Here is a 13,311-nt window from a genome sequence, read left to right as displayed (position 1 = left end):
AAACATTCTCATACTCAACTTTTGCAAGTCCGAAGCAATTGCATATGCATAAACGCCATTATAGATAGCAAAATAATCAAATATACTGGAAGCAAAGACATAGACACGTTTTGACCAATAAACCCAAAGATTGCAGGCATCAACATTGATCCAATATACGCGCTAGCCATTTGCATGCCAACAATCGCTTGTGATTTATCAGCTCCAAAATAATGCGGTGTAGAGTGAATAACACATGGATAAATAGGCGCACACCCTAAACCAATAATCACAAATCCTGCAACTAATGCTATATGATTTGGCAATGGCAATAACAACACAAGAATGCCTAGAATCATCACTAGTTGTCCAAGACGAATCATGGTTTCGTCATTAAAACGCATTGTCAAAAATCCGCTTATAAATCGTCCTGCTGTAATACCAACATAAAATAAACTTGCCCATCCCGCTGCAACAACACGGCTAACGGACCCATACAAAACCATGTAACTACTAGCCCATAATCCTGCAGTCTGTTCAATAGCACAGTAGCAGAAGAACATTATAAGAATATTTTTAGCTCCAGGAATGCGCAAAACTTCCGCAAAAGATAGCGTTTTAGAATATTCTTTAGATATCTGAATAGATTTCTGTAATTCATGTGCTTTACGATTATTCCACAATGGCAAACTTATAAACAATATTACAGTTAATATCACTTGAACAATCGCAATATACTGATATCCTGCGGACCATCCCAATCCGTGAGAAAGCGCAAAACCCATAACGTAAGGTCCAGCTGAAGCTCCAATACCCCACATGCAGTGAAGCCAGCTCATATGACGGCTTTCGTAGTGCAAAGCAACATAATTATTAAGAGCAGCGTCTACCCCTCCAGCACCTAGCCCGTACGGGATTGCTAACAAAATAAGCACAATATAATTCGGCGCAAAAGAAAAACCCAACAATGCCAATGCAGTTAAAGCAACAGACACAAACGTAACTTTGCCTGCACCAAAACGCTTAGTCATCCTGTCACTCAGTAGAGCAGAAACAATAGTTCCTGCAGAAATAACCATTGATATTCCGCCAGCCCAAGAAATTTGCGCGCCAATATCGTGACTCATAGTCGGCCAAGCAGATCCTAAAAGAGCATCAGGCAAACCCAAACTGATAAATGCTAGATAAATAATTGCAAGAAGAAGATTAATCATATTCACATATTAATTCATTAAACGAGTTATAAGTTTTTGTATTAGGATCATATTTCATTTGCTCAGCTTCTTCAAGTGCAGCAAGCGTATCAGAATTGGGAATATTATATTTCTTGCAAAGAGCACAATCTGTTGTAGAGAGATCAAAAATAGCATCTAAATCAGTCATGCAACACTCCTACTGCAAATATGTGTTACTAGGAAAGACAAAAATTAGCAACAATAAAAATGATACAATATTCAACAGCATAAGCAATACTGTAAGTGACCAAATGAGTTCAACGTCTTATTTAAACTAAATAAAAGTTTCAAATTTACATTTTATTGCATATCATCTTAAAGTATAAAAACAAATCAAACACATTAATAGCGAATACGCAAAAAACATGTTTGCAAGAAAATAAAACACAACAGAAACAAAACACAATAAAATCAAATTCCCCCTGCGAACAACCATACGAGTTACACAACAGGGGGAATTCTTGAATCACAATATCAACACAACATAACTTAGATTCTTACATAAAATCAACCTACTACATGCATATTTAATGCTTGCGGCGAGACTTGAACATAGACAAACCAAAACCAGCAAACAAAGACACAAACAAAGCACTTATAGACATAACCAGTGAAACACCAGTATCAGGCAAATGCTTAGCAGGAGCCTTAGCACTATAAGCCTCACCAGCATCAACAGCCTTAAAACGCTGCTCAACAGAATGCCCAACTGGCTTATCCGAAGAATGAACAGGATTCAACACAGGCTGCTCAACAACAGAATACTCTGGATTCTCAGGAACAATCTCAGGAAGAGGAATCCACGAATCGTCAGGCACATTAGGAACATCAGGAACTGGTATTGGCTCAGGTTCAGGAATCACATCTGGCTCAGGAACTGGAGCCGGAGTTGGTGTAGGTTCAGGAGTTGGAGATGGCGTAGGAATAGGGTGAGTTGGCTTCTTCTTCAATACAAAAGTAATAAATTGTATAGCAGTAGTCTTTCCAGTTTGAAGTCCGATATTAATATCTGCACTAGTTTTAGAATCCTGTTTATTTGAATCTACAACCCACTCGTACCCTTCAGGCGCTTTAACATTTGGCTTTACTGTATATTTTCCAGGTAACAAATACACAGCACCGTTAGATAAGTAGCCAGTAAAACTTTTAAGGAAAGTAGTACTAGACGATTTCATCATAGTAACTAAAGCTTCTTTGTTGCTTGTAGTAACATCACCACTCGTAGCAGCAAATTCATTGCCAATTTTCGCATTACCAGAATCTAAAAGCTCGTACTTTGCATTTGATTCAAATGTTCCATCAGACTTCTTATACTTAACGACCAACTGCGTAGGAATTGCTCTAAAAGTAACATAATAATGTTTACGTGTAAGACGCTTAACAGGCTTGCCATCCTTCATTTCATAAGCAAAGGAAAGATAGTGATTACCAGGATCTTCCTTAGTATCCTTATCGTTCGCAAACTCATGATTCTTGTTCTGAGGCTTATCAATGTCATTATCCCAATACACGTATCCTGGAATATTCTTACCAGTAAAATCAGTAAGTATAGGACGCTTCGCATATTTTATATCTGGATCTTTATCAAAAGACAAAATAGATGTCTTACCGTCACCACTATCTGTTCGATAGAAGGCTGCTTTATCAGTTATTACAGCAGAAGTACCAGAAATATCCGCCAATCCCGTAATTTCGTAAAATGGAACCGACGATATTAGAGTACCCTTCTTCTTGTCTGCATCAGTTAAAGATGGATGAGTGTCAGAATTTCCTCGCTGCTTTAACTTACCATCTTTATCTACCCCATTTGGATTCTTAGCTCTATATTGCAAATCATCCACAAAATGGAACTGCGCATCTGCTGCAGAAAAATAACGATTATAACTTGTATTGCACCCAGCCTGATGACAATAAACATACACAAATTTAAATCTTTCAAAATTAAACTTATACTTATACGTGAGTTTTAAATATAAGTAATTTTTGAAAGCATACTCAGAGCGAATATCAATAGACTTTTTACAATTCTTTGCAACAGTATAACCATTTAATTCAAAATCAACTGGTTCAGCAGAAGCTGTAATTGTTTGTTCAGAGCCTGCATAAATACTACCATCTTTTGATATAGAACCATTTACAGACACACCCTGAGATGAAGTAATCTGTGACTCATTTTTGCCAGAAACATAATCATTTTTATATACTTTGTAAACAATATATTCTCCATCAACATTCTTTAAGAATCTATTTTTAACAATCTCACTTTTGGGATTAGGATTATCTGAAGTGGCAGCAGGCTTAAAATAAATTTTTTCTACAGAAGTTTCTTTATTCTTAAACGCTTTTTCAATCTCGTCATCTGAAATTACATCTGGAAATGGATTTGTGATTTTTTTAGTAGTATTATTCACATAAGTGTACTTAATTTGGTCATCATCTTCGCCAACTTTCTTATAGTTAGCAGCAGTATCAAATACAGGCGTTTCCTCAGGAGCACTTCTATCTTCATCAACGGATTTAGCATGTTCTGAGGAAGTGCTATCTAAAGCCCCCCCCCCCGAGTGTATTAGAAGTTGCGGCAGAAGAATTTACAGACGTATTAACACCAGAAGAAGCAGCTGAAGTTTCAGCAGCATTCGCACTTTGCGCTACACAAAAAGCACACGCAGCAGTAGCAATACCCATCATAGCGCTAGTCAAAATTATATTAGTTCTCTTACCCATTTTTCCTCTTAAAGATATATAACGCAATAATGTAAAAACATACACACATTGTACGCTTTATAGTCGAAATACTAATGCAAGCATAATATATCACGCGATCGTTTAATTTATTACAAAAGTCATGCATTAACACATATTTTAGAATTATGCATCTCATCAAGCAGATCTTGAACCAAATATCCGTCGCTCATACAATGCATATCCGAAATACCATTACGCATCAAATCATAAGTGACGGAATGGTAAAATACGTCAAGCGCCTGCTCATAACTCAACCCAGCACGCTCAGCTAACAAACTTACAACCCTAGCATACTTCTTTTGCAACAAAATAGGATTCGCCTTCAAAATCCATCACTCCCCTAAAACTTGCCACACCTTTTTCACGCATAAAGGAAATAATGTCATTTGTAATATACTCTTTGCCTTGAGTATGCAAAACATCATAAGATGGAACAATATAAGACATAAGAATATTACTTTTCTTAGTCAAAGCATCATACGTATCTCGAGGGTTTTGATTAAGCTTATTTGCAACATTTTCAATACAAAATATTGCAAAATCAAGCTTATCTTTGTCAAAGACTTCTTGCTTATTACCAATCATAAACCCTCCTTTTTAAGATAAAGCACAATAGAACACTGACTTACAAAGTAATAATTCTTAAAACAAACCTTTAATACAGTTTACATCAAAAATCGCATATAAAATAAGGCTTCTGACTTTATGTTATAAAACATTTACTCAGAAGCCTTATCCCAATATTTTTTAATTCTTATACGCGTTTATACGCGATTATATGCGATATTTGCGTTTAATGCTTGCGGCGAGACTTGAACATAGACAAACCAAAACCAGCAAACAAAGACACAAACAAAGCACTTATAGACATAACCAGTGAAACACCAGTATCAGGCAAATGCTTAGCAGGAGCCTTAGCATTATAAGCTTCACCAGCATCAACAGCCTTAAAACGCTGCTCAACAGAATGCTCCACCGGCTTATCCGAAGAATGAACAGGATTCAACACAGGCTGCTCAACAACAGAATACTCTGGATTCTCAGGAACAATCTCAGGAACAGGAATCCACAAACCACCAGGAACATCAGGAACTGGTCTTGGCTCAGGTTCAGGAGTCACATCTGGCTCAGGCGCTGGCTCAGGTTCTGGAGTTGGGGTTGGCTCTGGTTTCAGCTCAGGAACTGGAGTCGGTGTTGGTGTTGGTTCAGGAGCTGGAGATGGCGTAGGTGTAGGAGATGTTTCTTTTACATACGACGCATATACAGTCATATCACTATTAGCTACAACAGTATCACCAGTAAACGCATCACCAGTTCCATTTTTACCCTGATACCAACCATTAAAAGTAAAACCAGCTTTAGTAGGATTAGCAGGCATAGACTGGTCAGTCCATTCATCACCACTAATAGACTTATTGTCTTGCACTTTTACTTGTGCATATTGAGTATCTCCATCCATAAAAGTAACTGTATGACCAGCAACCTCCCACTTAGGGAATACAACAAATGTGTGATTTGTAGAGCAATATTGCGTACCGAGCATACTACCAAACGTATTAACGCCCTTGTTGTCTCTAAGTACAGCAAATAAATATGGGTAGGCAGTAGTTTGATCGTTAAATGGTACGTACGCAACGGTTGTACTATTAATGATCGTTTTATTGTCATCCCCCATACGGTCATATGATGTGTATGGTTGACCATTCGTTTTTTTAGCAACATAGAACTGCCAACCAACAAACTTGTAACCAGCTTTAACAGGAACCTTAGGTTTACCATTTTCATCCATCGGGAATTGAATAGCGTTGTCTTTTACACGAAGACGTTCAAAAATATTATCCTTGTTATATGTGAACTTCCAGTTTCCGTCAGATTGATACTCCTTATTAGAGTTTTGAGGCTGCGCGTACGAGAAACACTTAGATGCAACATCCTCATCCTTGGCATACACAATTTCCAAGGCATTAAGACGAAAATATTTGTTTTGCGTTTTATTAGACCCGCTAGCTGGAGTCCATGTAAAGTGGCTAACACTAGGTGTAAATTCATCACCTTCATCTACAGAAACATTATTGTATGTCACATAATACGGGCTTGGAACTGTGCTATTCACCACTGACACTTCATATGTATGGTTTGAATCATAACTACCCAAGCTTTTGGTTGCACTAGTAGCAGTATCAGGATCATAGGTGCCAGTAGTTGTTGCTACTACCTTGTTATCAGTTGTATCTTTTATCTGAAACTGTATATTCTTAAACGCATCCTTTACGTCTTGTCTAGAAGAATCTAGCGTGGAACCAAAGTCCCAATTCTCAAAATTCAATTGACCAAAATCGCTATCACCCTTAATAAATGCATTTTTATTATCTTTGTTCATGGTTTCCCAGCAAAGACTTACCTTAAGCTCAGTTGTTTGTGTTTGAGGTTTAGGAGTTTGATTAGGACCTGGCTTACCACTAGCAAAAAGCGCTTGATTAAAAATTGTTGGTGAAACTGGAGCTTCCTCACTCTTAGACTTTGAATCAATATTTAATTCAGTCTTTGTATCAGTATTTACAACAGAATCTGCATTAGATTTAGCAGTAGTCTTAACGCCAGTGTTTACATTAGTCTTTGTATCAAGCTTTGCATCAGACTTTACATCGCTCTTAGCTTCAAGCTTGGATTCAGTCTTTATATCAGACTTCGTATCAATATTTGTATTAGAATTTGGTTTCGAATTCGTTTCAGGTTTTATATTATCTTTATCAGAAGAATCAGAAGACTTTATTACACTCTTATCAAAAGTACCAGTTTTTTGAGAAGAGCTATTTTCAATTGGGGGGGGGGTAGTAACTTTTGCAGTTGAAGTGCCAGAATCCACGTAAGTATCAGCAGCATTCGCAGTTTGAGCCACGCAAAAAGCGCAAGCAGCAGTAGCAATACTCATCATCGTAGTCGATAATAAAATCACAGTTTTCTTGTTCATTTTTCCCTCTTATAAAACAAATTCTAAGAAAATCAATAAATGCAAAATCCCAGATTCACTTCCACTATTGAAGCAAACCTGCATTCGCAATTATATCATAAAATCATTATAACTTAACTAAATGTCATAATGTAATTACAATTCAAAATTTGTAATACACATTATATAATGCGAAGAAAATTACAAATTAAATAACTTAACGCACAAGTAAAACAAAATCAGGTATCGATTTTGGAACGATCGAAGTCGTCAGCGTTATCAACAATAAACTGCTTGCGCGGAGGAACATCATCACCCATAAGCAAATCGAATACTTCGCTCGCCTGCTGAGCATCTTCCATACGAATCCTTCTTAGCATTCGCGTTCTAGGGTCCATAGTGGTGTCTGCAAGCTGATCCGCATCCATCTCACCCAAGCCCTTGTAGCGCTGAATATCGCTGTTAAAATCAATGCCCTTAGCTTGCAAATCATCAAGTTTTCCAGCCAATTCGTCATCGGAATACGTGTAAATATACTCGCCTTTGTGCTTTCCAGCGAGCGCAATTCTGTGAAGCGGAGGCACTGCAGCATAAACGTGACCGTACTCAATAAGCGGACGCATATAACGGTAGAACAGCGTTAGCAACAAAATACGAATATGCGCGCCATCAACATCAGCATCTGTCATCATAACAATCTTGTTATAACGCGCTTGCGAAATATCAAAACTTGCTCCCGATCCTGCTCCAACAACCTGAATAATTGCAGCGCACTCCTTGTTGGATAACATTTGCGCAAGACTTGCTTTTTGAACGTTCAAAATCTTACCGCGAATTGGCAAAAGCGCTTGGAAAGCAGAATTTCGAGCAGCTTTTGCCGTACCAAGTGCAGAATCACCCTCGACGATGAAAAGTTCTGCAACATCATCGTTTCCAGGCTGGCAATCAGAAAGTTTTGGTGGCATTGAAGCAGACTCAAGTGCATTCTTTCTACGAGTAACTTCCTTAGTTTTACGCGCTTGAATACGCGCATGCATTTCGGAAACAATTTTCTCCAAAACTCTGGCAGACTGCTCTTTGAATCCTCGCTTGGATCCGCTAATCATTTCCCCAAATTGAGCGTCAGTCATTTTTGTAACGATTGGCTTAACTTGAGCAGTTCCAAGAACATCCTTAGTTTGACCTTGGAATTGAGGTTCAGCAATGCGAACTGTTACAACAGCCACCATTCCAGCTAGAATATCGTCTCGCTCAATCTTAGTGTTTGAATCTTTAAGATTGACTTTAAGCTTTCTGGCATTATCTTCAACAGCTTTACGAATTTGCTTAGTCAATCCTTGCAAGAATCCGTCTACGTGCATGCCTCCGCCAGGAGTTTCAACAACGTTTACGAAACTAATAATCGTTGAATCGTAGCCATTTACCCAGCGCATTGCAATGTCAACGCCACATTTACGCGTCACTTGCTGAGCATGTAAATCTCCAGCAGAATCAACAGCTTGTGTCTCCTCTACATACGTATCTTCGCCAGAAATACGCCAAATATCTGAGACTGCTTGACCCTTTGAAAGAAAATCAACGAAATCTTTTACTCCGCCGTTATGCAAAAATTCAACCACTCGAGGATGATGCTTATTTTGCAATTCTCTAGAAGACTCACTATTTGCAACAGATTGCGCAGTGGTTTCTTCTGATTCGCCATCAGATTCAGATTCTTCTGATTCATATTCAGATTGATTTAGCTCATTAGATTCATTATCTACGGTTGCTTGCGATTCATCCTTAAAAGCCAAATCATCTGTTAAATCACTAGTATTAGCATTCGCATCATCACTAGCGCTAACATCAATCTCTTGAATATCGCTAAATTCGCCTTCTGGCACGTGTTCGTCAATAACAGTAATGCGCAAGCCTGGAACCAAAAAACTAGTTTGACGAACTCGATCAATTAACTGTTCATAACTAAAGCGAGCTGTTGAGTTAAAAATCTCAGGATCAGCCCAATAGCGAACTCGAGTACCTGTAGTTTTTGGCGAAACAGTACCAATAATCTCAAGCTCAGTAGGCTTGTTCTTGCGAGTGCGCTTAAACGGAGAAGCTGGAGACGGATGCATTGGATCTGCGTCACTATAAACTCCAGGATGCCCCTGATGGAAAGCCATGTGATGCGTTTTACCATCACGATCAACTTCAACATCCAATCGCAAGCTCAACGCATTTACAACAGAAGATCCAACGCCATGCAAACCACCTGCAGCATTGTACGAAGCATTACCAAACTTAGCTCCAGCGTGAAGCTTAGTTAAAACAACTTCAACACCTGTAAGTTTTGTTTTAGGCTCTACATCTACTGGAATACCACGTCCATTATCTGCAACTTCAATAGAACCATCATCGTGAAGAGTGACGATAATATGGTCACAAGCCCCAGCTAAAGCCTCATCAACAGCATTATCAATGATTTCCCAAAGGCAATGCATTAAACCTTGACTATCAGTGGTGCCAATATACATGCCTGGGCGCTTTCGTACAGCATCCAAGCCTTCAAGCACAGTCAAACTGTCGGCATCATACTGTTCTCGATCTTTATTAGAGACCACTTCTACCCCTTGTACAACACGAATATTAAGCAACCACTAAGCAATAAGTGTCGCATCCCTGCTAAACAAAGCAACAATACGACACTTTACTTGTTAATTATTCTAAAATCACTGATCTAAGAAGTCACGCAAAGTTTGCGATCTGGAAGGATGGCGCAACTTAGACATTGTCTTAGACTCAATCTGACGAATACGCTCACGAGTAACACCATATACTCGACCAATATCGTCTAAAGTCTTTGGCTGACCATCTTCCAAACCGTAGCGCATTTTAATAACGCCAGCTTCCCTAGGAGACAAAGTTTCAAGAACTTGTCTAAATTGTTCCTGAAGAAGCGAGAATGCTACAGCGTCCGATGGAGCGATTGCGTCAGTATCTTCAATCAAATCGCCAAACTCAGAATCACCATCTTCACCCAAAGGAGTGTGCAAAGAAATTGGCTCACGACCATACTTCTGTACTTCTTGCACCTTTTCAACAGGCATATCAAGCTCGCGCGCAAGCTCATCTGGCGTAGGTTCGCGACCCAAATCTTGAAGCATCTGGCGCTGGACTCTAGAAAGCTTATTAATAACTTCAACCATATGCACTGGAACTCGAATAGTACGAGCCTGATCTGCCATAGCACGAGTAATAGCCTGGCGAATCCACCAAGTAGCATAGGTTGAGAACTTAAAGCCCTTCTTCCAATCGAACTTTTCTACTGCGCGAATTAAACCAAGATTACCTTCCTGAATCAAATCAAGGAAAAGCATGCCTCTACCTGTATAACGCTTTGCAAGAGAAACCACAAGACGCAAGTTTGCTTCAAGAAGATGATCTTTAGCTTTCTTACCGTCTGCTGCAGCCCACTTAAGCTCACGCTTACGCTTAAACTCCATTTGGTCAATTTGCGTATCAAGCAAATGCTGAGCATACAGACCAGCCTCAATACGCTCTGACAAATCAACTTCCTGCTCTGCGTTAAGCAGGCTCACGCGACCAATCTGCTTTAAATAATCCTTAACAGGATCCGCTGTAGCGCCAGTGGCGATTACTCGACGCTTAGGATTTCCAGAAGGCGTAAGATTATCGTCGTCATCATCATCTCGAACAATAAAAGCACCTTTTGCTTGTGGAACTTGTGGCGCCTCTTCTTTATTATCTTCAGAATCTTCGGAATCTTCATCATCTGGAATGTCATCCAGATTATTTATATCGTCAACGTCATCTAAATTGTCAACATCGTCTACATCAAGATCATCATGGATTTCATCAAAATCTTCTAAATCCATATGTTCTTCATCTGTATCCATGTCTGCATCAACGTCAACATCTACATCTTGATCATCAACATCTTCTGACATTTTAAATTCCTGATTTTCTTCCTTGCCCATCTTGGAATCGACAATAGATGTATCTTCGCTCGCCAAACTTTTCCTCCTGTAGATTCCCTGCTATGTGCAAAGTAATCCGCCATATTAAGGCATTCATCATACCTTGCTATGCCCTTTAAAGGCATCTCACTATACCACAAAGGCATAGTTATGGCAAGGGCAACTTTTACTTAAGAAGTAAATCATCTTCTAAGGACGATTTTTTCTGCTTCCCTACTTGCGGCGTGGCGAATTTTCTACACCATGCTGGCTCAACATGACTTTTGTATGCATTATCCACAATCATAGCCATAGAACAATCAGGATCAATTTCTAGCGCCATTGAAACGTATCTTTCAACATCTCCTAGCTTAAACCACCAGCTTATATAAGACATCAATGCGTAAACTTGTACTTTTAATTTAGGATTATTATCTACAACATAAGTCATAGCTTTTAGCAAGTTAACAACGTCTAGCGCTTTACAAATATCAGGCAACTCATATTCTTCGTTAAATTTTTCTTCTAGAAAATCTCTTAATTCCTTAGATCTTTCTTTTTCTCGTGGAGCTAAAGCTAGCACGAGTAGATCATTTATGTTGTAATACTCGCCTTTACTGTCTAGTAAAGACACAAGCAGAGTATCTCGAACATTAATGTTATTTAGCATTGCAATCGGCAACATTATTAAGTCATAACCCACAATATTGCCGTCTTTTTTAGAAACCATGTTATGCCAGTTTCGTATAGATTGTGTAACAAAAATATCATAACTTGAAAATACAGCTTCCTCTTTTTTAACATTCAAATTTTTGCTCATATAATCTATGCCTATGTATTTTTCAAAAAGATCTGGCGTTAAATCTCTAAGACATTTAATCCAATAATCTTCATAATTATGATGTTTGTTAATATAATCTTTAGGAATATCTAAAACTGTCATACATTCTTTTGGAACATTACTGATATTCACTTTTTCTATACTATTTCCAGCAACACAAGTCATAGCAAAGTACTCTTCAGATATTCCGCAAAACGTACCTGCAGCATATAAATTTGTTAATTCTTTCAAAGTTGAATATTCATGATCATTATCTTCAAAAACTTGCTTGTTTTTCAATTCACTTTTTATTTGCATAATTCCTCCTTATTTTGTTGTGTTTTTATACTGTTTTTAACTTGGTAATAAGAGTTTTGCAGCAGAAACAAATTAGTGCAATAAAAATAACGCAATGTGGTTAAAGGCTATAAAATCCTAGAAAATACTAGAAAAATACTCATTTTGTAATGTCTAAGGCATGTGGATAACTCTTAATATGAGTTTAGATTCGCAAAAGTCATGTATAGAGACGCGTATAAGCGAATTAATTTATGACCAATTTAATTCTTTAGCTTGTAAAAACCTTATTTCTAGTTGTGATAAAACACTTAAAGATGTAGTGAGACAAGCAATTTCTTCTAGTGAAGGCGGCAAAAGACTCAGAGCTTACTTAGCTTTAGAAGCTTTCGATGCAGTACGCGGTAACTGCTCTAAAGACACTGCATATTGCGCAATGCTAGATGTTGCATGTGCTTTAGAAGTCTTTCAAACTGCAGCACTTGTACATGACGATATAATCGACGAATCTGCTTTAAGACGAGGAAGACCAAGCGCATATTGCGCATTGAGCAAAGCATGCAATAGCAAGCATATCGGCATTGGACTTGGATTAATGCTTGGAGATATTTTAGCAACTCAAAGCTTTGACATAACTAGAAAAGCATGTACTAATTTGCGCAATCCTCAAGAAGTTTTAGGCGAGTTTGCAAATATGCAAAGAAACGTTGGTATTGGTCAAGTTTTAGATCTTTCCATAGAAATGATGAGCCTTAAAAATCCAAAGAAACTAGCAGAATCCTCAATAAATGTTTTTCGTTGGAAAACTGCAAGTTACACAACTATAGCTCCACTTGCGCTCGGATTTTTATCTGCTGGACTTAATAAAAATTACGCTATTAAGTTGGCGAATGATATTGGTGAACCATTGGGAATTGCTTTTCAGATTGCAGATGATCTTATTGATATTGTTTCAGATTCTGCTCACACTGGAAAGCCTATTGGAGGCGATATTCGAGAAGGTAAACGCACTGTCCTTTTGGCTGATGCTCTAGATCTTTCTTCAAGCGAAGACCGTCTATTTTTGATAGATGCTTATAACTCTAATAATCGCAATGAAGATGATGTTAATAGGATTATTAACATTTTCAATCAGAGTGGTGCTATAAGTAAGTCTAAAAAGCGCATTCACAATCTTTGGGTTGAATCGCAAGAAAAAATAGATAACAGTACATTATCTGAATTTGGAAAATCCATATTGAACGAGGTTTCTAGCAAATTCATTCCTAGAGAATGGCAGTAAAATCACTGATATACTAAATATTTAGTGGATACTGTATTGCCTGTACA

11 protein-coding genes are annotated in these 13,311 nt (G+C 38.1%); 1 reads left to right on the top strand and 10 read right to left on the bottom strand.

Features of this window, described 5'->3' with window-relative positions:
• Window positions 1-14: 14 nt before the first annotated feature.
• From P0106_RS03985 to P0106_RS03940, 10 genes are all read right to left on the bottom strand, one after another.
• A complete protein-coding gene (locus tag P0106_RS03985) occupies window positions 15-1,193 on the bottom strand; it encodes an MFS transporter (RefSeq protein WP_065189486.1) in 1,179 nt (392 codons plus the stop codon).
• Entirely contained in the window at window positions 1,186-1,362 is a 177-nt protein-coding gene (locus tag P0106_RS03980) for a hypothetical protein (protein WP_004112568.1), read from the bottom strand. Before P0106_RS03980 ends, P0106_RS03985 begins: the two co-directional genes overlap by 8 nt.
• 379 nt (window positions 1,363-1,741) lie before the next feature.
• Window positions 1,742-3,625: a cell surface protein gene (locus P0106_RS03975; RefSeq protein ID WP_473730468.1), complete on the bottom strand. Its 1,884-nt coding sequence runs from the start codon at window positions 3,623-3,625 to the stop codon at window positions 1,742-1,744.
• Between the two features lie 127 nt (window positions 3,626-3,752).
• A complete protein-coding gene (locus P0106_RS03970) occupies window positions 3,753-3,938 on the bottom strand; it encodes a hypothetical protein (RefSeq protein WP_004121768.1) in 186 nt (61 codons plus the stop codon).
• Window positions 3,939-4,057: 119 nt separating this feature from the next.
• A complete protein-coding gene (locus P0106_RS03965) occupies window positions 4,058-4,285 on the bottom strand; it encodes a DUF3791 domain-containing protein (protein WP_032837413.1) in 228 nt (75 codons plus the stop codon).
• On the bottom strand, window positions 4,245-4,544 hold the full coding sequence (locus P0106_RS03960; protein WP_004112558.1) for a DUF3791 domain-containing protein: 300 nt from the start codon (window positions 4,542-4,544) through the stop codon (window positions 4,245-4,247). Before P0106_RS03960 ends, P0106_RS03965 begins: the two co-directional genes overlap by 41 nt.
• 208 nt (window positions 4,545-4,752) lie before the next feature.
• A complete protein-coding gene (locus P0106_RS03955) occupies window positions 4,753-6,930 on the bottom strand; it encodes an InlB B-repeat-containing protein (RefSeq protein WP_473730467.1) in 2,178 nt (725 codons plus the stop codon).
• Between the two features lie 218 nt (window positions 6,931-7,148).
• The gene (locus P0106_RS03950) at window positions 7,149-9,509 is read right to left on the bottom strand and encodes a DNA gyrase/topoisomerase IV subunit B (protein ID WP_004121773.1); all 2,361 of its coding nucleotides are present in this window, start codon (window positions 9,507-9,509) and stop codon (window positions 7,149-7,151) included.
• Window positions 9,510-9,617: 108 nt separating this feature from the next.
• Entirely contained in the window at window positions 9,618-10,922 is a 1,305-nt protein-coding gene (locus P0106_RS03945) for an RNA polymerase sigma factor (protein ID WP_004118236.1), read from the bottom strand.
• Window positions 10,923-11,052: 130 nt separating this feature from the next.
• Window positions 11,053-12,003 (bottom strand): citrate synthase family protein, encoded by a 951-nt coding sequence (locus P0106_RS03940; protein ID WP_004112552.1) that lies wholly within the window; start codon window positions 12,001-12,003, stop codon window positions 11,053-11,055.
• Window positions 12,004-12,181: 178 nt separating this feature from the next.
• On the opposite strand from P0106_RS03940, the gene P0106_RS03935 reads away from it, so the two are divergent.
• Window positions 12,182-13,264 (top strand): polyprenyl synthetase family protein, encoded by a 1,083-nt coding sequence (locus P0106_RS03935; RefSeq protein WP_174190582.1) that lies wholly within the window; start codon window positions 12,182-12,184, stop codon window positions 13,262-13,264.
• Window positions 13,265-13,311: the final 47 nt, after the last annotated feature.

It is taken from the genome of Gardnerella sp. c11Ua_71 (assembly GCF_055818025.1).
The sequence above is the reverse complement of the archived record's forward strand: the minus strand, read 5'-3'. Positions and strand labels throughout refer to the sequence as shown.

What these genes read in the sequence shown, in the direction of transcription:
- P0106_RS03980 (WP_004112568.1), bottom strand. Translation starts at nt 1,362, where the DNA reads ATGACTGATTTAGATGCTATTTTTGATCTCTCTACAACAGATTGTGCT.
- P0106_RS03960 (WP_004112558.1), bottom strand. Translation starts at nt 4,544, where the DNA reads ATGATTGGTAATAAGCAAGAAGTCTTTGACAAAGATAAGCTTGATTTT.
- P0106_RS03940 (WP_004112552.1), bottom strand. Translation starts at nt 12,003, where the DNA reads ATGCAAATAAAAAGTGAATTGAAAAACAAGCAAGTTTTTGAAGATAAT.
- P0106_RS03970 (WP_004121768.1), bottom strand. Translation starts at nt 3,938, where the DNA reads ATGGGTAAGAGAACTAATATAATTTTGACTAGCGCTATGATGGGTATT.
- P0106_RS03955 (WP_473730467.1), bottom strand. Translation starts at nt 6,930, where the DNA reads ATGAACAAGAAAACTGTGATTTTATTATCGACTACGATGATGAGTATT.
- P0106_RS03935 (WP_174190582.1), top strand. Translation starts at nt 12,182, where the DNA reads ATGAGTTTAGATTCGCAAAAGTCATGTATAGAGACGCGTATAAGCGAA.
- P0106_RS03985 (WP_065189486.1), bottom strand. Translation starts at nt 1,193, where the DNA reads ATGATTAATCTTCTTCTTGCAATTATTTATCTAGCATTTATCAGTTTG.